The organism is Pseudomonas gozinkensis (assembly GCF_014863585.1).
Lineage (GTDB): Bacteria > Pseudomonadota > Gammaproteobacteria > Pseudomonadales > Pseudomonadaceae > Aquipseudomonas > Aquipseudomonas gozinkensis.
Window position 1 is genome coordinate 4,496,988 of sequence record NZ_CP062253.1, and the last position, 23,013, is coordinate 4,520,000.

General features: G+C 61.1%; 16 protein-coding genes and 2 rRNA genes (1 of these 18 cut by a window edge). 3 read left to right on the forward strand and 15 right to left on the reverse strand.

What is annotated here, in order from left to right:
* Positions 1 to 28: 28 nt before the first annotated feature.
* Together peaA and IHQ43_RS19925 are read right to left on the reverse strand one after the other, a co-directional pair.
* Positions 29 to 1,609: a quinohemoprotein amine dehydrogenase subunit alpha gene (gene peaA, locus IHQ43_RS19920; RefSeq protein WP_192561827.1), complete on the reverse strand. Its 1,581-nt coding sequence runs from the start codon at positions 1,607 to 1,609 to the stop codon at positions 29 to 31.
* Positions 1,610 to 2,209: 600 nt separating this feature from the next.
* A complete protein-coding gene (locus tag IHQ43_RS19925; RefSeq protein ID WP_085686895.1) occupies positions 2,210 to 2,410 on the reverse strand; it encodes a hypothetical protein in 201 nt (66 codons plus the stop codon).
* A 356-nt stretch (positions 2,411 to 2,766) separates the two neighbouring features.
* On the opposite strand from IHQ43_RS19925, the gene IHQ43_RS19930 reads away from it, so the two are divergent.
* Positions 2,767 to 4,257, forward strand: a complete 1,491-nt coding sequence (locus IHQ43_RS19930; RefSeq protein WP_192561828.1) for an aldehyde dehydrogenase family protein — start codon at positions 2,767 to 2,769, stop codon at positions 4,255 to 4,257.
* Positions 4,258 to 4,273: 16 nt separating this feature from the next.
* On the opposite strand, the gene qhpG is transcribed toward IHQ43_RS19930, so the two are convergent.
* The 7 genes from qhpG to IHQ43_RS19965 form a co-directional block, all read right to left on the reverse strand.
* Positions 4,274 to 5,569, reverse strand: coding sequence for a flavin-dependent monooxygenase QhpG (gene qhpG / locus IHQ43_RS19935; protein WP_192561829.1), 1,296 nt, complete (start codon positions 5,567 to 5,569; stop codon positions 4,274 to 4,276).
* Positions 5,566 to 6,243 (reverse strand): subtilisin-like serine protease QhpE, encoded by a 678-nt coding sequence (qhpE, locus tag IHQ43_RS19940; RefSeq protein WP_192561830.1) that lies wholly within the window; start codon positions 6,241 to 6,243, stop codon positions 5,566 to 5,568. The genes qhpG and qhpE overlap by 4 nt, the downstream gene beginning before the upstream one ends.
* Positions 6,233 to 7,951, reverse strand: a complete 1,719-nt coding sequence (locus tag IHQ43_RS19945) for an ABC transporter ATP-binding protein (protein WP_192561831.1) — start codon at positions 7,949 to 7,951, stop codon at positions 6,233 to 6,235. Before IHQ43_RS19945 ends, qhpE begins: the two co-directional genes overlap by 11 nt.
* Positions 7,951 to 9,855: a sigma-54-dependent Fis family transcriptional regulator gene (locus IHQ43_RS19950; protein WP_192561832.1), complete on the reverse strand. Its 1,905-nt coding sequence runs from the start codon at positions 9,853 to 9,855 to the stop codon at positions 7,951 to 7,953. Before IHQ43_RS19950 ends, IHQ43_RS19945 begins: the two co-directional genes overlap by 1 nt.
* A 245-nt stretch (positions 9,856 to 10,100) precedes the next feature.
* Entirely contained in the window at positions 10,101 to 11,126 is a 1,026-nt protein-coding gene (locus IHQ43_RS19955) for a histone deacetylase family protein (protein ID WP_192561833.1), read from the reverse strand.
* Between the two features lie 160 nt (positions 11,127 to 11,286).
* Positions 11,287 to 12,516, reverse strand: a complete 1,230-nt coding sequence (locus IHQ43_RS19960; protein ID WP_192561834.1) for a Zn-dependent hydrolase — start codon at positions 12,514 to 12,516, stop codon at positions 11,287 to 11,289.
* Between the two features lie 22 nt (positions 12,517 to 12,538).
* On the reverse strand, positions 12,539 to 13,849 hold the full coding sequence (locus tag IHQ43_RS19965; protein WP_192561835.1) for an MFS transporter: 1,311 nt from the start codon (positions 13,847 to 13,849) through the stop codon (positions 12,539 to 12,541).
* A gap of 162 nt (positions 13,850 to 14,011) precedes the next feature.
* Between IHQ43_RS19965 and IHQ43_RS19970 the strand changes: the two genes are divergently transcribed.
* On the forward strand, positions 14,012 to 14,947 hold the full coding sequence (locus tag IHQ43_RS19970) for a LysR family transcriptional regulator (RefSeq protein ID WP_192561836.1): 936 nt from the start codon (positions 14,012 to 14,014) through the stop codon (positions 14,945 to 14,947).
* Here IHQ43_RS19970 and IHQ43_RS19975 read toward each other — a convergent pair.
* From IHQ43_RS19975 to IHQ43_RS19985, 3 genes are read right to left on the reverse strand one after another with little or no spacing between them, the layout of a single operon-like run.
* On the reverse strand, positions 14,941 to 15,870 hold the full coding sequence (locus tag IHQ43_RS19975; protein ID WP_192561837.1) for a 2-hydroxyacid dehydrogenase: 930 nt from the start codon (positions 15,868 to 15,870) through the stop codon (positions 14,941 to 14,943). The two genes, IHQ43_RS19970 and IHQ43_RS19975, sit on opposite strands and share 7 nt — an antisense overlap.
* Positions 15,867 to 16,622 (reverse strand): class II aldolase/adducin family protein, encoded by a 756-nt coding sequence (locus tag IHQ43_RS19980; RefSeq protein ID WP_192561838.1) that lies wholly within the window; start codon positions 16,620 to 16,622, stop codon positions 15,867 to 15,869. Before IHQ43_RS19980 ends, IHQ43_RS19975 begins: the two co-directional genes overlap by 4 nt.
* Complete coding sequence (locus IHQ43_RS19985; RefSeq protein WP_192561839.1) at positions 16,619 to 17,920, reverse strand: MFS transporter; 1,302 nt, start codon at positions 17,918 to 17,920, stop codon at positions 16,619 to 16,621. Before IHQ43_RS19985 ends, IHQ43_RS19980 begins: the two co-directional genes overlap by 4 nt.
* A 144-nt stretch (positions 17,921 to 18,064) precedes the next feature.
* Here IHQ43_RS19985 and IHQ43_RS19990 point away from each other — a divergent pair, with 144 nt between their 5' ends.
* Positions 18,065 to 19,024 carry a LysR family transcriptional regulator gene (locus IHQ43_RS19990; RefSeq protein ID WP_192561840.1) on the forward strand — a complete coding sequence of 320 codons (960 nt, stop codon included), beginning with the start codon at positions 18,065 to 18,067 and terminating at the stop codon, positions 19,022 to 19,024.
* A 12-nt stretch (positions 19,025 to 19,036) separates the two neighbouring features.
* On the opposite strand, the gene mrdA is transcribed toward IHQ43_RS19990, so the two are convergent.
* From mrdA to IHQ43_RS20005, 3 genes are all read right to left on the reverse strand, one after another.
* Entirely contained in the window at positions 19,037 to 20,929 is a 1,893-nt protein-coding gene (gene mrdA / locus IHQ43_RS19995) for a penicillin-binding protein 2 (protein WP_192561841.1), read from the reverse strand.
* 215 nt (positions 20,930 to 21,144) lie between these two features.
* Positions 21,145 to 21,260 (reverse strand): 5S ribosomal RNA (rrf, locus tag IHQ43_RS20000).
* 155 nt (positions 21,261 to 21,415) lie between these two features.
* A 23S ribosomal RNA gene (locus tag IHQ43_RS20005) occupies positions 21,416 to 23,013 on the reverse strand; it runs 1,293 nt beyond the window's last position.

The window sequence follows — 23,013 nt, forward strand, 5'->3', positions numbered from 1 at the left end:
GTGTCCCAGGACAACTCACGTTTCAACATCAGGGAATGGGTGGATTGTTCCAGCGTTGCACGGTGACGATCAGGTGGCCTTCGCCGGTCAGGGATTTCCCCGCGTCGTCGACGGCGGCGATCACCTTGAGGTTGCCGGCATTGTTGGTGGACATCTTGCGTGCCGGATTCGGCCCGGCATCGCCCGGAGTGAACACGCCCGCGTCTGCCTGCATGGTGCCGGCGAACTTGACGTCCTCGTCCTCCTTGGCGCGCTCGTCGAAGGCTTCGACTTTCCATTGCGCCGGGAACACGCCGATGCGATACGGCTTGCCATCGGCGCCCTTGCCCCAGGCTTCGGCGTCGAAGCGGCCCTGGACTTTCGGTGTCGAACCGCCGCCTTCGCCGATCCGTGCCACCGAGAACTCCGGCACCACTTTGACCGAGGCAATCTTGCTGTACACCGACAGGCTCGGGCCTTTCAGGCTGCCGACGCTGACCGCGCGCAAGCCTGGCTGGGCATTGGCTGCCGCTTTGACTTTGACCTTGATCCGGTCGGCGTTCTGCTCGACCACTTCGACCACGTCCACGCCTTTGCCGAAGTTCGGTTTGCCGCTCAGACCGCTGCCGATCAGGGTCACTTCGGTTTCGCTGCCGGCCTTCACATAACCTGGCTGCACCGCCAGCAAGCGCTGCGAACCCTGTTTGGCCGCGACGAAGTCCAGGCCGCGCTCATCGTGCTCGGCCTCGAACATCCGGCCTTGCATGGCGTTGCCTTGTGCGGCGAACACCTGACGCATGGTCACGCCATCGACGGTCACGTTGCCGCGCCATTCGTAACCGCTGTAGAGGATCGCGCTGCCATCGCCGTTGAACGGGCTGCCGTCGGCGTACTGACCTTTGACCGCGACCTTGAAGGTGTCGCTGCCATCGGCGGTGACGCTCATGATACCGGCCAGTTCTCCCTTGCCCGGCAGGTGACCGCTGAAGCTCCAGTCGCCCACCAGGGCTTCGGCTTTCGGTGCGGTTTTGACCCAGGCCTGCCATGCCGGGTTGTCCAGCGGATAACGCTTGGCCAACAACGGGACCATTTCCTTGCGGGCGATATCGAACCAGTCACGATCACGAGCCAGCGCCTGGTATTCCAGCGACGGCCATTGGCCGAGGTGGAAATTCACCAGACGTTCCCATTCCTGAGCCGGACGCCGTTGCAGGGCGACCCGCGCACCGGAGTGGCAACGACCACACATCTGCGCGGTTTTCTCGTCGAACTGCTCGACAGTGTTCAATCGGCGCTCGAGCGCGTAACGCACGCCATCGGTTTCGCTCGGCGCCAGGCCCTGGGTGTCGGCCAGGTATTTGACCAGTGTGCGACGGTCTTCATCGCTGATCTGCAGACCGTGCATGGTCTGCATGCGGGCAATGCTCATCAGCCAGCCTTCCGGAGTTTTGCGCTGGTGGCTGATGCGGCTCAACTGGTCGCCGGCTTCAGGGGTGTGACAGCCCTGGCAGGTTTCCTTGAGGATGGTCTGGGCGTCGCGGGCTGCCAGGCTGTGGGGCGAATGCAGGGCCACGCATGCGGCCACGGCCAGCAGACTGGCGCTCATGCCTGATCGGAGTTTTCTCTTCATCAACGTCGAACCTCGCACGGTGCTTTCTTATTGTTGTGGCTTATCGTTTTTATGGTTTCTGCCGTTCGTGGCGATGCACGAACGGAGGCAAGCGAAACGTCTGTGGTGAGCAATACACGGAGCGTGCCAGCTTGCCGATAAGCTTTTCAATCAAGCAGTTACGTGAAGATCAAGGTGAAGTGGCGGTGCCGGCGGTGCTCGCCGGCGTCCAATTTCGCGACAGCTGTTGCAGTCTGAGACAAGCATAGTTGTTGCGGCGTCAGCGACATTGCGTCGCGCGACAGATGACCCGGAGCTGACAGCATCCCTCATGAAAAACCTCCAGAAGAGTGACGCCTGCCGAACCCACACGAAAACAAGCCCCGCCAATGACGGGGCTCTTGTATGGGTTGTTTACCCGCGCCTAGCGAACGGAGTTGTCCGGGTGAACCTTGTAACGCCCACAGAATTCGCAAACCATCGAACATTCACCCTTCGCGTCGGCCTTGGCTGCCAACGACCCGGAATCACGCCGGGCGGCTTGAATTCGACGCTCCCGGTAAAACGCATACGTGATCAGCAAACTAAAGCCCAAAGACCAAAGACACAGAATTAAAGCCGTCATGATTTATCCTCGAGCATGGCAACTGCGAAAGAGGTGGCGATCAGGAAAATACTGCTGGTAGCCATCAAGGCACCCGCCCGAATCGTATCGACATCGGTCAGATCGCCGATCAACAGCGCCGCAAACCCCGTCACCAGAAATCCAGTCCCCACGCCTATCATGAAATTGGTAAGCCATCGAATGGTTAAGTTGTTCATCGACATCCCTGTGAAGACACTGACCCGCCAAATCCATGGCAGGAAAACCCTATACACAAAGCAACTTAGCTCGTACTTCATGCCTCCACCAGTCGGTAAAAACTGTCAGACGCGCGGCTTTTCCTACACCTGAAACGGCCAGATTTTGCTCAAGCCCCGTCACAGCGGCGTTGGCTTTGTAGGACGCGTATCCTGCATCTCAACGGGTGTCGCGTTTTGAGACAAATTCACCCTCATTGCCACTCAAACTCTTCCTCCTTCCGCCCATGCAACCGGGCTGTGCGCCATCTTCGAGCATTTGGCACAACCATTGCGAAAGCCCCTCTCGATCCCATCGAACAACAAGAGGTTTCGCCATGCCCCTGCCCTATCTGCTCCCTGCCACTTCGTCCTTCATCCAGCGCCCGCCGCGCATGCTGATCGGCGGCGACTGGGTCGAGGCCGCCGACGGCCAGACCATGCCGCTGCACAACCCGGCCACCGGTGAAGTGCTGTGTGTGGTGCCTCGCGCCACGCCGGAAGATGTCGACCGAGCGGTGCTCGCTGCCCGGCAAGCCTTCGATGATTCCGCCTGGAGCCGCACCCGCCCGCGCGAACGGCAGAACCTGTTGTGGAAACTTGCCGACCTGATGGAGCGCGACGCCGAGCTTCTGGCGCAACTGGAATGCCTGAACAACGGCAAGAGCGCGGCGGTGGCGCAGGTAATGGATGTGCAACTGGCCATCGACTTCCTGCGCTACATGGCCGGCTGGGCGACCAAGATCGAAGGTTCCAGCGTCGACGTTTCGTTGCCGCTGATGCCCGGCGATCAGTTCCACAGCTTCATCCGCCGCGAGGCAGTCGGCGTGGTCGGCGCCATCGTCGCCTGGAATTTCCCGCTGTTGCTGGCCTGCTGGAAACTCGGCCCGGCGCTGGCCACCGGATGCACCGTGGTGCTCAAACCGGCCGACGAAACCCCGCTGACCGCGCTGAAACTGGCGGAGCTGGTACTGGAGGCGGGTTACCCGGAAGGCGTGTTCAACGTGGTCACCGGCACCGGGATTACGGCCGGCTCCGCCCTGACTCACAACCCGCTGGTCGACAAGCTGACCTTCACCGGCTCCACCGCCGTCGGCAAGCAGATCGGCAAGATCGCCATGGACTCGATGACCCGGGTCACCCTGGAACTGGGCGGCAAATCACCGACCATCGTCATGGCCGAAGCCGACCTGAAAACCGCTGCAGCCGGTGCGGCGAGTGCGATTTTCTTCAACCAGGGCCAGGTCTGCTGCGCAGGCTCCAGGCTGTATGTGCAGCGCAAGCATTTCGACAATGTGGTAGCCGACATCAGCGACATCGCCAACGCCATGAAGCTCGGCAACGGTCTCGACCCGAGCATCGATATGGGCCCGCTGATTTCCGCGCGCCAGCAGGAACGGGTCTACAACTACATCGAAATGGGCCGGGAAAGCGGCGCGACCATCGCCTGCGGCGGCGAGCAGTTCGGGCCGGGGTTCTTCGTCAAACCGACGGTGATTGTCGATGTCGATCAGCAGCATTCGCTGGTCCAGGAGGAAATCTTCGGGCCGGTGCTGGTGGCGATTCCGTTTGATGACGAAGCGGATGCACTGCGCATGGCCAATGACAGTCCCTACGGCTTGGGCGCCAGTATCTGGTCGAACGACCTGGCGGCAGTGCACCGGATGATTCCGCGGATCAAGTCAGGATCGGTGTGGGTCAACTGCCACAGCGCGCTGGACCCGGCACTGCCGTTTGGCGGCTACAAGATGTCCGGGGTCGGGCGCGAGATGGGGTATGCGGCGATCGAGCATTACACCGAGTTGAAGTCGGTGTTGATCAAGTTGTAATGAATGCGCTCACGGCTCAGGGTTTGAAACCCTGAGCCAACAACCATCCGCGAACCGTCCGCCCCTGCTCAAGCGTCAATCCCGCCAACACCTGATCCGCTGGCTCATCGCTTAGCCGTCGCACCAGCGCAGCCAGCTCCACGCCTTGCACATGCCAGATACCCAGCGGCTGATCCGCCGTGATCACCACCTCGGCCTCATCGACAAAACCGTCACGCAGCACCGGCATCCGCTCGATGCGCAGCGCGGCAAAATCCGCTGCCGCATGGGCCACTTCAGTGTCGGGCCACTGCCGCCGTGCCTGCCAGAATGGTTGATCGAGCCAACGTTGTTCGTCGGCATAAAAGTCCCGGCCAATCCGCGCAAATCGTAAGAACAGTCGCTCGACTCGCTGCCAGTGAAAGCGTTGCGCCAGCGCCGCCCGTTCGGGTTTGCGCAACAGCGTATTGATCACCACCGGCGCCTGCAACGCCGAGGACAACGACTGAAAAATCCCGTTGCCCGACAGCGGATCCACCGCCATTGCCGCATCGCCAACACGAATCCAGTTTTCGCCGCAGACCTGCGGCGCAAGGATCGCGGTGCTGCTGCGAGCGTGCAGTTGCAACTCCAATTCCTGCCCGCCGGCAAAAAACGCTTGAGCAAAATCCGAGGCCTGACGCCGCGCACGGCAGTGGTCGAGCAAATGCGCCTTGCCCGGCAACCCGGCGCTGGCCACGTCCACGGTCCATTGCCAATAACATTGGCCGTCGTCCCGTCGGGCCATCCACGCCCAACCGTCTTCAAGGCTTTCCACAGCACTGGCAGTCACACCAGGCGCACCTTGCCAGCGATTGAGCAGGCTGACCGTCTCTGGCCCACGCAGACCTTTGCCGGATGCCGGTGCCTGCCGCCCACGGGCTTCCACCAGAAAATCCGCCGCCAGCCTCTGGCCGCTGTCGAGATCGACCCGATGGCCGTCCGCCGAGGACTGAACATTCAGGATTCGTCCTTCAATCACCTCCACCCCGGAGACCCGCAGATCTTCACGCAAACCGCGATCAAAGGTCGGGCGATCCAGCAGAAACTCGATGTTCTGCGCATGCTGCTGGCCGTTCCACGAAACCTGCCTTTGGGACGGCAACGTGGCATTCGCCAAAGCGTGATTCAACCCGGCACCGCGCAGCGCATCCAGCACCCGTTGCGACACGCCTTCGAGCGCCGCAAACCGCCGCCATTCGCTGACCAGCGTCACGGCGTAACCCAGCCGTCGCAGCCCCAACGCGACCGCCGCGCCGGCCGGTCCGGCACCGAGAATAAGGATTGAAGTCATGGTCCGAGACGCCGTTCCGGCCCGCGATAACGAGCGTGCTGTTTCAACCAATCGATGAGTTCGGCATTGCCCGCCAGCGGATGCTCCAGCAGATAGCCGGCGATGTGACCGCTCAACGCGGCACACCCCAGACTGGCCCCGGACTGACCCGGATAAGTGCCGCGAACACACGCGGCAAAATCCGCCTGCGCGCTGTCGAGCCACGACCATTGCTCATCAGTGCAACGGGCATCGCCAGTCACCCGCAGCACCTGCGGATAACTCGCTGGAAACACCGCTGCGCCCTGCGCCGGGCTCGATGCACACAACAACACTCCACGGGCCACCGCCGCCGCGCAGGCCTCGCGCAACAGGCTGCGATCCTGACGCAGGCCGAGGCTCAGATTGATCAGCCGCACGTCCTGCGTCACCAGCCAGTCAATGGCTGCTGAAATCTGCAAAGCGCTGGTGACGCCGCGCTGATCGAACACCTGGGCCACGCAAATCTGTGCGGCCGGTGCCCGTCGACTGATCGCCTCGATCACCGCGCTACCATGGCCAAGGGGATCGTCGCGCAAATCCGATTCCGCCAGACCATCCTCCAGCAACGAGAATCGCCGCCCGGCAATCACCTGCACCCGTTGCGCCGCCGAGTGCCCGCTATCGACCACACCGATCCGCAACTCAGGCTTCATGCAGCACCGCTTTTGAAATGAGCACACCGTCGATCAATTCGAAACGCAGGTCGGCATCGGCCAGGGTCGACGGACGATGGCTGATCAGAATCCGCGTGCGCCCGGCAAACAACCGGTCGATGGCTTCGATCACCTCTCGTTCAGTGGTTTCGTCGACTGCCGACGTGGCTTCGTCGAGCACCAGAATCAACGGATCCTGCAACAACGCCCGGGCAATCGCGATCCGCTGTTTCTGTCCGCCGGACAACTGCTGACCGCGCTCGCCCAGCGGGCTGTCGAGGCCTTCGGGCAATGACGCGATCAGGCTGTCGAGTTGCGCCAGCCGTGCGACTTCGGCGATGGCTTCGCGGCTGGCGTCCGGCACTGCGTAAGCCAGGTTGTCGGCGAGACTGCCGCGAAACAGCACGATGTCCTGACTGACCACGGCGATCCGTCGGCGCAGTTCGAACAGTTCCAGTTCACGCAGATCCACTTCGCCAAGCAGCACCCGCCCGGACTGTGGATCGTGATGCCGTTGCAGCAGATCGATCAGCGTCGATTTGCCGACGCCGGAGCCGCCGCTCAAGGCGACTTTCAAACCGTAGGGAATCGTCGCCTCGATCCCGCTCAACGTACTTGGGCGGCCCGGATGGCTGAAGTGCACCGTATCGAAACGCAACTCGCCGGAGGTGGGAAAAGGCTTCGGCGTGACCGGTGAAAACACCGTGGGTTCTTCGCCGCGCAACTCCATGACCCGCCCGAGGCTGACGGTCATGCGCTGGATCGCCACGTACAGCCCCAACAGGCTCTGCACCGGCCCGACCGCCATTCCCAGATAAGTGGAAAACGCGATCAGCGCACCGAGTTGCCAGGTGCCCTGCACCACCCAATAACCGCCAATCAAAAACGCGCAGGCGCGGGACAGCGAGGTCAACGTACCGGGCACAGCCTGGGTAAAAAATTCGGTGACTTGCAGGCGCAGCAACTGGTTCATGTAGCCTTGCCCGAGGCTTTCCAGACGCCGTGCTTCACGCTGCTGCTGGCCGGCGGACTGGATGAATTTCATCACCGGCAGGGTCTCGACCATGAACGACGACATGTCCGCCGAACGCTCGCGCAACTGCCGCACATCGCGCTCGACCTTGCGCCGCATCCAGCGCAGCCAGAGCACGTCGAGCGGGATCAGTACCAGCGCCAGCAGCGAGAGTTTCCACGACAGCGTGAACAGCATCGCGATCGCCACCACCAGGCCGATCACACTCGACACCGCCGAGAACAACGAGTCCACGGCAAAGCGCTGAATCTCTGCCACATCGCCGTCGAGCCGCGACATCAGATCGCCGATCCGCCGCTGGCCGTAGAAGCTCGGCGAAAGCTTCTGCAGATGCCGGTAAAGATCATCGCGCAGGGCAAACAGAATCCGCCCGGACAGCCGCGTGTGCAGATAGCGGTTGATCCCCGACAACGTGGTCCCAAGCAATCCTGCGATGATCATCAACACGGCGATCAGCACCAGCATCGGAAAGTTGCGCGCCAGCAGCCCGTCGTCGATCAGCAACTTGACCAGCCACGGCTGCACCAGCACCAGCAGCGACGCACACACCGAAAGACCGAGCAGGCCGGCAATCGCCAACCGCTGCGGCCGCACAAACCCATACAACCAGCGCAAGGCCGCTTGCAGCGCGGCGGGGTTCTGGCTGTCGATCAGCCGCACGAACAGGCGCTGCATCACGAGCGCAACTGTTTGAGTTTGCGGTACAGGGTCGCGCGGCTGATGCCGAGGGCGTCGGCGGCGGCCGAGACATTGCCCTGATGGGTGTCGAGGGACTGTCGGATCATCTCCAGTTCGTTTTCGCGAATACTGCCGGTCTGGGGTTTCTCGGTGGCGGAGAGTTCGTCGAGCATGCTGTCGGGCAGGTGATCGAGGGTCAGCACCGTCTCCCCCGGCTCACGCATCGCCAGCGCGGTGCGCAACACCATTTCCAGTTGGCGGATGTTGCCCGGCCAGTGGTAAGCGCCGAGCAGGCGATTGAGGTCGTCGTGCAACACGGCGTTCGGTGCGTCGAGTTTGCCCAGCAGGCGAGCGACCAGCGCGCTGAAGTCATCGCGTTCGCGCAGGGCAGGGAGCATCACGCTGATGCCGTTGACCCGGTAAAACAGATCCTCGCGAAATTGCTTGTCTTCCACCTGACGCTTGAGGTCGCGGTGGGTGGCGCAGATCAGTGCGACGTCGATGTCCTGCTCCTCCCCGGCCCCCAGCGGCGCGACTTTGCGGTCCTGCAAAACGCGCAGCAAACGCGCCTGCAGGGCCAGTGGCATGTCGCCGATTTCGTCGAGGAACAGCGTGCCACCGTGGGCCTGTTGCAGGCGCCCGATCATGCCGCCACGGCGCGATCCGGTGAATGCGCCTTCGCGGTAGCCGAACAGTTCCGACTCGATCAGGCCTTCGGGAATCGCCGCGCAGTTCACGGCCACAAAGGGTTTGTCGCTGCGGCTGCCGGCCAGGTGCAGGGCGCGGGCGATCACTTCTTTACCGGTGCCGGTTTCGCCGAGCAGCAATACCGGCAGTTCATTGGCCAGACCTTGACGGGCCATGCGCAATGCTCGGGCGTATCGGGCGTTGTTGCCGGCCAGTGCTTCTAGATCCGGTTGCGCCTTGGCGGTTTTCGCCACGCTGCGCGGCGGGCCGCCGAGGTTGACGGAGCGCGCCGGAGCTCGCAGGGTCTTGTAGAAAAATTCGCCCTTGGCGGTCTGCACGCTGCCGACGCCGCCCTGTTGCAGACGGGTCAACAATTGCACGCCATCGACCCCGAGGAATTCTTCGCAACGCCGCCCGACCAGTGCCGAACGCTCGGCCCGCAGCAACTGACAAGCCTGGGCGCTGACCGCCAGAATCTGCCCGCCGAGACTCACCGCCAGCAGCCCTTGCCACGGCGATTCCAGATACTGCCGGCGACTGTGGAAGGCGAGGACGATCTGATCGGGAAAACTGTTGTTGAACACCCGGCTCTCGATCTGGCTGACCGCCATGCTCAGCAGCGCGGTGCTGTCGTGGACGCGGCCGAGAGGGCCTTCGCGGGTCAGGTCAAGGACGCCAAGAATCTCGCCCTGGGGGCAATGAATCGGCACCGAGGTGCAGGAAAAATCGGTGAGGCGGTCGAGGTAATGTTCGCCGCAGTCGATCAGGGTGGGCCGCGCTTCGACCAGCGCCGTGCCGAGGGCGTTGGTGCCACGGGCGGCTTCGCTCCAGCAGGCGCCGAGGGTGATGTCCTGCAGGCCGCTGCCCTTGAGCCGGTCGGCACGGCCCTCCACCGCAAGGATGGTGGCGTCGGAATTGGCAAGGATGATCAGCCCTTCCTTGCCCTGACGTTCGGCCAGGTAGTCGATGGCCGGTATCGCCGCATCGATCAGCAGGCGATTGCTCGCCAGCAACACATCGAGACTGGCACTCGATTCCAGCGCCAGCTCATGCTTGCCATTGAAATGCACGCCGTGGCTCAGACTGCGCCGCCACGAAGCATCGATCTCCGCACGCAACACGCCATCCGGGACCTGCCCTTCAAGATGGAGTTTTTCCCGGGCCAGCCGGGCTTCGTGGTGAGACTTGGGATCGGTTGTTTTTATAAGAGTCATCAAGCGCTCCGGAGCGGTCCGCTTTGCGCTTTTTTACATCAGCGCCCTGACGCCAATGTTTACGTTAACGTCAGGGCGATGGCAAGCACCGTAGGGCGCTTGTGTTCCAGCAGGTGGATTGCGTTATCGTTCATCGCTGGCAAGCCAGCTCCCACAGGGTTTAGCGTGGCCGCAAATTCCGTAGTCAACCACAGTACTGTGGGAGCTGGCTTGCCAGCGATGGCGGCCGTCGGATCACATCAATTTCAGAACTGCCACACCTCGGCATTCACGAAAAACGCCCGGGCGTTGTCTTCGAGACTTTCCAGGTGATACCCACCTTCCTGCACGATCAGGCACGGCAGGCCCAAGCTACGGATGCGCTCACCCAGTGCCGCAAAGCCTTCCCGAGTCACGGCGACTTTGCTTTGCGGGTCCAGCTCATAGATATCGAAGCCCAGCGACAGCACCAGCACCTCGGCGCCGAACTCGCGTACCGCGTTCAACGCGACGTCCAGTTGCCCGAGGAAATCCGCCTCGCTTGAACCATGGGCCATCGGCAGGTTGAGGTTGAAGCCCTCCCCCGCGCCGCTGCCACGCTCATCAGCAAACCCGGCGACGCCCGGATAGAAGTTGGTCGGATCGCCGTGCACCGAGACGTAGAGCACGTCATCGCGGTCGTAGAAAATCTCCTGGATGCCCTGACCGTGGTGCATGTCGGTGTCGAGCACCGCGACTTTTTCAAACTTGTCGCGTAGCACCTGCGCCGCCACCGCAGCATTGTTCACGTAGCAGAAACCACCCGCCGCTTCGGCCCGGGCATGATGCCCCGGCGGACGGCACAAGGCGTAGGCCGCCGGCTCGCCATCGATCAACGCCTGAGCCCCGGCCACTGCGCTTTGCGCCGACCAGTACGCCGAGCGCCAGGTCTGCTCGCCGACCGGGCAACTGCCGTCCGCCAGATAGCGCGCCGCCTGGGCGAGGATGCCGCGCAAGGCATTGGGTTCGCGGACGAAGATGTTCGACATCACCTCGTCGCCCCAGTCTTCGGGGATTTCTTTCCAGCGTGCATGCGCTTCCTGAAGGAACGTCAGATACGGCGCGCCATGCACCGCCAGCAAGGGTGCGAGACCTGCATCGACCGGCTGATCGACACTGAAACCCAGACCGTGAGCGGCCTGCACCAGACGCTGGGCACGCTCGGGGACTTCCTGCGGCGTACGCATCTGCCCGCGCGAGTAATAGCTGCGTGGATGGTGGAGCAATTGTTCGGGGTGGAAAAAACTGCGCATAGTGATACCTGTCAGTTAACGAATATCTTGAATCCGGCACCGCCAACTGTGGGAGCGGGCTTGCCCGCGAATGCGTCCTTTCAGCCAACATTGCAGTGACGGACACTCCGCTTTCGTCGGATCGCCGCCCGGAGCAAGCTCGCTCCCACAGGGATTGCGTTTATTCGGCTCGACCGGCGCGGGCCAGCACGGCGTTGAGCAATACATCGGTGCCCTGCTTCACATCCTCGGGCAACACGTCTTCGGCCTCGTTATGGCTCAAGCCCCCGACACACGGAATGAACACCATCGCCGTCGGGCAGTAGCGCGCCAGGTGAATCGCGTCATGCCCGGCGCCGCTGACAATCGATTGCTGAGCGTAGCCCAGCGCATCCACCGCCTCTTGCACGGCCGCCACACACTCGGCGTCGAACGGCGTGGCCGGGCTGATCCAGTGCGGGGTGATCGTCAGGCTCAGGCCTCGGCCTTCGGCGATGGCCTGCAACCGGGCGCGGACTTGTTGTTCCATGGCGGCGATGGCGTCGTCGCGGTGATGACGCAGATCGACGGTGAAATTCACCAGCCCCGGAATGGTGTTGCGCGAGGACTTGTTGATGCTCAACTCGCCGACCGTGGTCAGGCCTTCGGGGGCAAAATCTGCGGCCAGACCTTCAATCGCCTGAATCATCCGCGCCACGCCGTACAGCGCATCTTTGCGCAGCGGCATCGGCGTGGTGCCGGCGTGGGCGGCCATGCCTTCCACGCGCACGTCGAGCCAGCGGATCGCCTGACCGCCCGTGACCACGCCGATGCTTTTGGCATTGTCTTCGAGGATCGGGCCTTGCTCGATGTGCGCTTCAAAATACGCATCCACCGCGCCGCCCAACGGACGCTCACCGGCGTAACCGGTACGCTGCAAGGCCTCGGCAACGCTGATGCCATCGACATCACGCACCGCCAGCGCAGCGTTCAGATCCATGATCCCGGTGAACACTGCCGAGCCGAACATGGCCGGGGTGAAGCGCGCGCCTTCTTCGTTGGTCCACACCGCCACTTCCAGCGGCTTGCGGGTCTGGATGTTCAGGTCATTGAGGCAACGCACCACTTCCAGGCCGGCGAGCACGCCGTAGACACCATCGAAACGCCCGCCTTCGGGCTGGGTGTCGAGGTGGCTGCCCATCATCACCGGCGCGGCGTCCGGATCGGTGCCGGCGCGGCGGGCGAACAGGTTGCCGATGGCGTCCACGCTCAGGGTCATGCCGGCTTCGCGGCACCAGTGCGCAAACAATTCGCGACCGGCCTTGTCTTCGTCGCTCAATGCCAGACGGCAACTGCCGCCTCGGGCTGTCGCACCGATTTCGGCCATGGCCATCAGGCTCGCCCAAAGGCGTTCGCCATTGATCTTCAACATGAGGTTCTCCTGAAATTCCGGGTTAGGCACGGGCCAGTTCCGCGCTTTGGGCGCTGGCGTGACGACGGGCGAGGGACAGCACGCAGACCAGCGAAATGCCGGCGATCAGGCTGTAGAACAGCGCCATCGGCCACCATTGCCCGGTGAACTTGTGCGCCAGCATCGTGCCGATCAGCGGCGTCAGCCCACCGGCCACCGCGCCGCAGATCTGATAGGCCAGCGAGATCGCGGTGTAGCGCACGCGAGTCTCGAACATGCCGCTGACGTACCCGGCGATCACCGCGTAGAACGAAGCCATGCACACCACCGCCAGTGCGATGCCGAGGATGATCAGCGGCGCCTGGGCCGAGCTGACCAGTACGAACATCGGGTACGGCGAGGCCATCGCCAGCAGTGACACCAGGCACAGGAAACGCGTGGCGCCGATCTTCTCGGCCATCCACGCCGCCAGCGGCTGAATGCAGAACTGGATGAGCGCAACAAAGAACAGGCATTCGAGAATCAGTGAACGCGGCAGCGCCAGTTGTTGAGTGGTGTAGGCGATCATGAAGGTGTTGGTGAAATACACCCCGGCGATGCCCAGCGTGTTGGCGCCGATGCACAGCAACAGGGGACGCCACGCGGTGCGCAGCACATCCATTACCGGCGCCTGTTCTTTTTTGATTTGCTTGCTGGCCTGCTCGCGGCTGGCGAGGAATTCCGGCGACTCGTTCACGCCCAGGCGAATCGCCAGCCCCACCAACAGCAACAGCGCACTGGCGAGGAACGGCAGACGCCAGCCCCAGCTCATCAGGTCTTCTTCCGGCAAACGGGTCACCGCGCTAAAGGCCAACAGCGACAGAATCAAACCTGCCGGACTACCCAGTTGCGCGAACGAGGCGAAGAAATTGCGTCGGCCCTTCGGTGCATGCTCGCCGGCCATCAACACCGCCCCGCCCCACTCGCCACCGACGGCGATGCCCTGGACGATGCGCAGCAGAATCAGCAGCACCGGTGCCGTCGCGCCAATCTGCGCATAAGTCGGCAGCAGGCCGATGCACACCGTCACTACGCCCATCATCAACAGCGTGATGATCAGCGATTTCTTGCGGCCGATACGGTCGCCGATGTGGCCGAAAATGATCCCGCCCAACGGCCGGGCAAAGAAGCCCACGGCGAAGGTGCCGAACGCAGCCATGGTGCTGAACAGCGGATCGTCGGAAGGAAAGAACAGCGCGCCGAACACCAGCGCGGCGGCGGTGGCGTAGATGTAAAAGTCGTACCACTCGATCATGGTGCCGATGAAGGCTGCGGCCGCCGCACGGCGCGGCTGGTTAGAAGCGTGGGGCTTCATGGGGTCGGGCTCCTTTGATTGTTTTTTTGGCAGGAGGAAAACGTAAATCCGAGGCGCTCTGACGGTGCCTGTCGTGGGGTGATTTATCGTCCCGGGGCTATGATTAGTCAATTTTCTATTTATTATTCCGATTATTACCTCACCTTATATTCGAGAGCCGCCATGGCCGAACGTGATGTGCAACGCCTGCTTAACGACCGCCTCGACTGGAATCTGCTGCGCACCTTCCGGGTGATCGGCCAGGAGCTGAGCATCAGCCGCGCCGCTGCGCGTCTGCACCTGACCCAACCGGCGGTGAGCCAGGCACTCAAGCGTCTGGAGGAACAATTGGGTCGCCAGTTGATTGCCCGGCGCGGCCCGCGCTTTGCCCTCACCGAAGTCGGCGAACAGATTTTCGAACTGGCCGGCGAGATCTACGGGCAAATGTCCCAGGTCAGCAACCTGCTGGAACAACCGGCCGACGAAGTGATCGGCAAGGTGCGACTGCTGATCATCAGCCGGATCTTTTCCGAGCGTTTCGATGACTTCCTCGCCGACTTTCATCGGCAGTATCCACGGGTGGATCTGGAGGTCGACGTGATGCGCAGTTCGGACATCGTCAGCGCGCTTCAGGAGAAAACCGCGACCCTCGGCCTGAGCCTCAATCGCCGCCCGCAACCGCGTCTGGAACAGCGCCTGTTCCTGCGTCAGCGCTATGCATTTTTCTGTGGCAAGCACCACGCGTTGTTTGGCCGACAGGACATCGGCGAAGGCGATTTGCAGCGGGAGAATTTCGTCAGTTTCACCAGTGACCAGATTGGCGGGATGCTCTCGCCGCTGACGATTTTTCGCGATCAGCAAGGCTTCAGTGGGCGCATCGTCGCCTCTTCGCCGAGCCTGGAAGAAGTGCGGCGACTGGTGATCGCCGGGTTCGGTATCGGTTGCCTGCCGGAGCACGTGGTGGCGGCGGACGTCGAGGCTGGATTGCTCTGGCGCCTGCCGCCTCACGAGGGCATTGCCGATGTCGACATTCATCTGCTGTGGAACCGCGAGCAGCGCATGAGCCGCGCCGAAACGCTGTTCATCGAACGCTTGCAGGCCTGTCTGGCGGATCAGTAACCGAGCAGGCGATCCGCGCTGTTGAGCAGTGGTTCGCCAGCATTCAGACGGCGGAAGTTCTCGGCGATCTGTTCGGCGATGCAGTCGTGGGAGGCCGCCGAGGCCATGTGCGGAGTGATGGTCACGCCCGGGGTTTTCCACAGCGAATGATCGGCGGGCAGCGGTTCCTGTTCGAAGACATCGAGCAGTGCACCGCGCAACTTTCCACGGGCCAGCGCCTGTTGCAGATCCTCAATGTTCAGATGCCCACCGCGACCGACGTTGACCAGCGCCGCGCCATTGGCCAGCCGCTCGAAAGTCTGGCGATTGAGGATGCCGCGAGTCTCGTGGGTGAGCGGCAACAGATTGATCAGCAACTCCACGCCGTCGAGGAACGGATTGAAGGCTTCAGTGCCGGCGAAGGTCTCCACGCCGGGTAAATCCTTGCTGCTGCGCGCCCAGCCTCGCACTTCGTAACCGGCACTGGTCAGGTCTTGGGCGATCGCGCTGCCGAGCGAGCCAAGGCCCATCACCCCGATCCTGAATTCATGGGCCGGGCGCTGCAGCGGTCGTTCCCAATGCAGTTGGCGCTGTTGCTCGAGCACTTGATCGAAGCCGCGATGAAAGTGAATCACCGCCCAGCGCACGTACTCGGTCATGCCTTGGCGATGGCCGGGATCGACAACCCGGCACACCGGCAGATCCGGGCAAGACGGATCGTGTTCCAGGTGATCGATCCCGGCGGCGACCGAGTGAATCACTTGCAGATTGGGCAACGCGGCGAGGCTGTCCGGCAGCGGAAACCAGCACGCGGCGATCTGCGCATTCGCCGCCCGGGGATCGTCGGCCAGCACTGCCGAAAGGTGCGGCGCACGGCGGGCAAAGGCTTCCTGCAGTTGTTTGAGCAACAGCGTGTCGCGGGACATCAGTGCAACGGTGTTCATGACAGATAGGACTCGCGCTGGGATTCGATCAGGGTCAGTGCGGCCTCCCAGGCCAGGTCGATGATGTTGTCCTGTTCATCACGGTCGAACTGTTCGGCGGTGTGGGCGCAGACTTCCGGCGACGGGAAATGCAGCTCACATCCGCCGGCCAGCGCCTGTACTTGCGCCTGACAGGCACGCTCCAGAAAGTGGATTTCCTGGAATGCCTGAGCAACGCCGGAGCCGCCGACCAGCAAGCCGTGGTTGCGCAGGATCATCGCGCGATGCGGGCCGAGGTCGGCGATCAAACGCTCACGTTCATCCAGCGACAGCGCGATGCCTTCGTAGGTGTGGTACGCGAGTTTTCCGTAGAACTTCAGTGCGTGCTGACTGATCGGCAGCAGGCCTTGTTTCTGCGCGGCGACAGCCATGCCGGCGGCGGTGTGGGTGTGGATCACGCAGTTCAGGTCCGGGCGCGCCATGTGGATTGCCGAGTGGATCACGAAGCCGGCGGCGTTGACCCGATGCCCGGCGTATTCAGGATCGACGATGTGTCCGTCCTGATCGATGCGCACCAGATCGGAAGCACGCATGCGGTCGAAAATCACCCCGTAGCGGTTGATCAGGAAATGATGCTCAGGCCCCGGAATCCGCAGGGTGATGTGGGTGTCGATCAGGTCGGTCATGCGAAAGTGCGCGATCAAGCGGTACAACGCCGCGAGCTCGCAACGGGCTTGCCATTCGATCGGGTCAATGTGGGCGGGCTTACTCACGAATACACCTCTTTGCTGGTATGAAGGACGACCGGGTTGGCCCGCAGACGCGCGAGGCCACAGACACCGATCAGGGACAGCGCGGACAGCAGCGTGAAGAACACTGCCAGCGGCAACCACTGTCCGGAAAACTTGCTGGCCAACAGCGTGCCGATCAGCGGCGTGGTACCGCCGGCGACGGCGCAGCTCAACTGGTAGGCGATGGAAATGCCCGAGTAGCGCAGGTGCACCGGGAACGCCTGGGTCATGTACCCGGCAATCACCGCATACAACGCCGAGAGAATCACCACCGCGACAGCAATGCCGAGGGTCATCAACAGGATGTTCTGAGTGCCGACCAGCAGGAACATCGGGTACGGCGTGACCATGCACAGCAACGCCACCAGCATCAGAAATCGCCCTTCGCCGATGCGCTCGGCGAGCAGTGCCGATAACGGTTGCGAGAGCAGTTGAATGATCGTCACCAGGAACAGGCAGTCGAGAATGGTCGCCCGCGGGATGCCCTGATATTGGGTGACGTAAGTGATCATGAACGTGTTGGTGAAGAAGAATCCCGCCGATCCGATAGTGACTGCGGCGGCAGCGAACAGAATCTGCCGCCAGCATTGGCGGATCACGTCTTTCACCGGGTATTTCGCGGTCTCGTTGTTGTCCCTGGCCTTGGCGAATTCCGGTGACTCATGTACACCGGAACGGATCATCAAGCCGACCATCATCAGCACGCCGCTGGCGAGAAACGGCAAACGCCATCCCCAGGCGAGGAAGTCTTCCGGCGACAGCGACGTCACCAGTCGGAAGGCAATCAACGCCAACAGCAAACCCGCCGGGCTGCCGAGCTGGGCGAACGAGGCATAGAAAGTCTTGCGTTTGGCCGGGGCGTGTTCGCTGGCCATCAACACCGCCCCGCCCCACTCGCCGCCGACAGAAATGCCCTGGATCAACCGGAGGACAATCAGCCCTATCGGCGCCCAGATTCCAACGCTGGCATAACTCGGCAACAGACCGATACCGGCGGTGGCCAGGCCCATCAGTGCCATGGTCACCAGGAGCATTTTCTTGCGACCGAGGCGATCACCCAGATGACCGAACACCATGCCGGCCATCGGCCGGGCGATGAAGCCAACGGCGAAACTGCCGAACGCGGCGAGCGTGCTGGTAACTGGATCACTGCTGGGGAAAAACACTTGCCCGAGCACCAGTGCGGCGGCGGTGGCGTAGATGTAGAAATCGTAGAATTCGATGGTCGTGCCAATGAAGGCAGCGGCCGCGGCGCGACGCGGCTGAGCGGTGGTGTGCATGCAAGAACCCTGTGTATTTATAGTTTTGGGCAGGTGTCGAGGCGGCTGACGGTCACGCTCTGTGGCGCTTGTGGGCTTTATCGCTTCCGTGACAGGATTAGTCAATTTTCAAAAACTTATCTTTACTATTAGCGTGGCTACTACATGACTTCTTCCGCTAATCCCTGGGTCGGCCGGCGCTTTCTCAACGACCGGCTGGACTGGAACCTGCTGCGCACCTATCTGGTGATCGGTCAGGAAGGCAGCATGAGCCGCGCCGCTGCCCGGCTGCACATCACTCAGTCGGCGGTCAGCCAGGCGTTGAAACGTCTCGAAGAACAACTGGATTGTGTGTTGATTGCCCGCAGCGGGCGGCGCTTTGATCTGACAGAAACCGGGGAAGAAGTCCTGCGGATTGCGGCGGATATCTACGGCGATATTTCCCGTCTGGGCACCGTGGTCGAGAACCGCCATGACGATGTCGTGGGCAAGATCCGTATCCTCACCGTCAGTGGCGTGCAGGCGCGGCATTACGATGAGTTTCTTGCGGACTTCCACGAAACTCACCCGAAAATCGAGCTGGAAGTCGAGGTGATGGGCAGCTCGAACATCATCAGTTCATTGCTGCAAAAGACCGCTACGATCGGCGTCGGACTGTGTCGTCTACCCCAGCCTCGGCTGGAGCAGCGGGTACTGTTCCGTGAGCGCTATGCGTACTTTTGTGGGCAACGGCATCGACTGTTCGGGCAACAGAATCTGACGCTGGAGCAACTGGCGGCGGAGAACTTTGTCAGCTTTACCAGTGATCAGCTCGGCGGCAATCTTTCGCCGTTGACGCTGTTTCGTGACCAGCAGGGCTTTACCGGCAAGATCGTCGCTTCCTCCACCAGTTTCGAAGAGATTTATCGTCTGATCTGTGCGGGGTTCGGGATTGGCTGTCTGCCGATTCACCTGGTGCGACGGGATGTCGAACAGGGTTTGCTGTGGCGCTTACCGCCGGAGGATGGGGTGGTGGATTTCGATATTCAGCTGCTGTGGAATCGCGAACAGAAGATGACTCAGGCAGAAACGGTGTTCCTCGACAGCTTCCAGCACATGCTCAGCTTGCGTGAGCCTGTGCTGTGAAGCTGCAGCGGGTTACACGTGGGGATCGCCCGGCGCTTTGGTCGGCGCCGCGTATTGCGGCTTGAGGTGACCGTCCTGGTCGAGTAGCCAGGCGTCCATGATCTGCCGCACCACGGGACCTGCGACGCGGCCACCGGCCTCGCCATTTTCGATCATCACCGAGATCGCGATTTTCGGATGTTCAGCGGGCGCAAAGCCAACGAACAAGGCGTTGTCACGATGGCGCTCGAGGGTTTTCTCGCGGTTATAGCGCTCGCCCTGCTTGATCGCCACCACCTGCGCCGTACCACTCTTGCCGGCGATGCGGTATTGCGCACCGGCCGCCGCCGCACGAGCAATGCCTCGGGCGTCGTGCATCACCATCTGCATACCGTGGTTGACCTGCTCCCAGTCACGCGGATCCTTGAGCAGGATGTTCGGCATCGGGTGCTCGTCCACCGGCGCCACACCATCGACAGTCTTGGCCAGGTGCGGACGGTTCCAGATGCCCTTGTTGGCAATCAGTGCGGTGGCTTGAGCCAGTTGCAGCGGCGTGACCTGCATGTAGCCCTGACCGATACCGAGGATCACGGTTTCGCCGGGGAACCAGGCTTGACGGCGTGTGGCGCGCTTCCAGGCCTGGGACGGCATCAGACCGGGCGACTCTTCGAACATGTCGAGCGAGACCTTCTCGCCGAGGCCGAACATCGCCATGTAGTCATGCAAACGATCGATGCCGAGCTTGTGCGCCAGGTCGTAGAAGTAGGTGTCGTTGGAACGCATGATCGCTGCGTCCATGTCCACCCAGCCATCGCCGCTATGGTTCCAGTTGCGGTACTTGTGGTCGAAGTCCGGTAGTTGGTAGTAACCAGGGTCGAAGACTCGTGTTTGTGGCGTGACCACGCCAGCGTCGAGTCCGGCAATAGCCACCTCTGGTTTGATCGTCGAGCCGGGTGCGTACAGGCCGCGCAAAACGCGGTTGAACAGCGGGCGGTCAATGGAATCGCGCAGCGCGGAATATTCCTTGGAACTGATACCGGTCACGAACAGGTTGGGGTCGAAGCTCGGATTGCTGACCATGGCCAGCACTTCGCCGGTCGATGGGTCCAGCGCAACGACTGAGCCGCGACGGTCGCCCAACGCGGCTTCGGCGGCTTCCTGGAGTTTGACGTCGAGACTCAGGACGATGTTTTTGCCTGGCACCGGATCGGTGTGTTTCAGCACGCGCAGTACGCGGCCCTGAGCGTTGGTTTCTACTTCTTCGTAACCGACGTGGCCGTGCAACTGTGGCTCGTAGAAGCGTTCAATACCGGTCTTGCCAATGGATTGGGTGCCGCGATATTCGACGGAGTCGAGGGTCTTGGATTCTTTCTCGTTGATACGGCCGACGTAGCCGATCGAGTGTGCGAAGTGCGCGCCCAGCGGGTAGTTACGAACGAATTGTGGCTCGACATCCAGGCCGGGCAGACGGAACTCGTTGACGGCGAGTACGGCGATCTGCTCTTCGGTCAGCTCATAGAACAGCGTTACGGGTGTAAACGGGTGACGCGACTGTTTCATAGCCTTGTCGAAGACTGTTCGGTCTTCGGCGGGCAGGTGCAGGAGGTTGATGACTTCATCCAGCTCCTGATTGACGTCAGTCGCGCGTTCTCTTGTGATCGTCAGGTTGTAGCTGGGACGGTTGTCGGCCAGCAACACGCCGTTGCGATCGTAGATCAAACCGCGAGTCGGCGGGATCGGCAGTACGTGGACGCGATTGTTTTCGGAGATGGTCGAGTGGTAGTCGAACTCGACGACTTGCAGGATGTACAGGCGTACGACCAGAGCGCAACTGATGGCGAAGACGAACAGGGCACAGGCGATCAGGCGTTTGTTGACCAGCCGCGTCTCTTTTTCGTGATCCTTGATGGGGATGGGTTCAGGCATTTCTGCAGCCACTCTTTGACAAAAAATGAGCGCCGATCCTTGGGCGTGACATCAGTCCGTTAAAAAACGAGCTGCACCATACCAAAAACCGGGCGGTCATTTCAGAGGGATTTCCCCAATGGTTGCGATCGCGACGGCTGGAAGTTTCTCCATGCACTTTCCTGCGGGCAAAACAAAACCCCAACTGCTTTCGCAATTGGGGTTTCGGAATTTAATCTTGACGATGACCTACTCTCACATGGGGAAACCCCACACTACCATCGGCGATGCATCGTTTCACTTCTGAGTTCGGGATGGGATCAGGTGGTTCCAACGCTCTATGGTCGTCAAGAAATTCGGGTACTGAGTCGTGACCGGATGGCCTCGCTTCAGCAAATTGGGTATGTGACAGCTAGGTGTTTTGTGAGCGTCGAACTTTCGGTTCATCTTCGTCTTCACACACCGCAATCTGGTCTCTTTCGAGTCTACAGATTGCTTGGGTGTTATATGGTCAAGCCTCACGGGCAATTAGTATTGGTTAGCTCAACGCCTCACAGCGCTTACACACCCAACCTATCAACGTCGTAGTCTTCGACGGCCCTTCAGGGAACTCAAGGTTCCAGTGAGATCTCATCTTGAGGCAAGTTTCCCGCTTAGATGCTTTCAGCGGTTATCTTTCCCGAACATAGCTACCCGGCAATGCCACTGGCGTGACAACCGGAACACCAGAGGTTCGTCCACTCCGGTCCTCTCGTACTAGGAGCAGCCCCTCTCAAATCTCAAACGTCCACGGCAGATAGGGACCGAACTGTCTCACGACGTTCTAAACCCAGCTCGCGTACCACTTTAAATGGCGAACAGCCATACCCTTGGGACCGGCTTCAGCCCCAGGATGTGATGAGCCGACATCGAGGTGCCAAACACCGCCGTCGATATGAACTCTTGGGCGGTATCAGCCTGTTATCCCCGGAGTACCTTTTATCCGTTGAGCGATGGCCCTTCCATACAGAACCACCGGATCACTAAGACCTACTTTCGTACCTGCTCGACGTGTCTGTCTCGCAGTCAAGCGCGCTTTTGCCTTTATACTCTACGACCGATTTCCGACCGGTCTGAGCGCACCTTCGTACTCCTCCGTTACTCTTTAGGAGGAGACCGCCCCAGTCAAACTACCCACCATACACTGTCCTCGATCCGGATAACGGACCTGAGTTAGAACCTCAAAGTTGCCAGGGTGGTATTTCAAGGATGGCTCCACGCGAACTGGCGTCCACGCTTCAAAGCCTCCCACCTATCCTACACAAGCAAATTCAAAGTCCAGTGCAAAGCTATAGTAAAGGTTCACGGGGTCTTTCCGTCTAGCCGCGGATACACTGCATCTTCACAGCGATTTCAATTTCACTGAGTCTCGGGTGGAGACAGCGCCGCCATCGTTACGCCATTCGTGCAGGTCGGAACTTACCCGACAAGGAATTTCGCTACCTTAGGACCGTTATAGTTACGGCCGCCGTTTACCGGGGCTTCGATCAAGAGCTTCGCGTTAGCTAACCCCATCAATTAACCTTCCGGCACCGGGCAGGCGTCACACCCTATACGTCCACTTTCGTGTTTGCAGAGTGCTGTGTTTTTAATAAACAGTCGCAGCGGCCTGGTATCTTCGACCGGCGTGGGCTTACGCAGCAAGTGCTTCACCCTCACCGGCGCACCTTCTCCCGAAGTTACGGTGCCATTTTGCCTAGTTCCTTCACCCGAGTTCTCTCAAGCGCCTTGGTATTCTCTACCCAACCACCTGTGTCGGTTTGGGGTACGGTTCCTGGTTATCTGAAGCTTAGAAGCTTTTCTTGGAAGCATGGCATCAACCACTTCGTCGCCTAAAGGCAACTCGTCATCAGCTCTCGGCCTTGAAACCCCGGATTTACCTAAGATTTCAGCCTACCACCTTAAACTTGGACAACCAACGCCAAGCTGGCCTAGCCTTCTCCGTCCCTCCATCGCAATAACCAGAAGTACAGGAATATTAACCTGTTTTCCATCGACTACGCTTTTCAGCCTCGCCTTAGGGACCGACTAACCCTGCGTCGATTAACGTTGCGCAGGAAACCTTG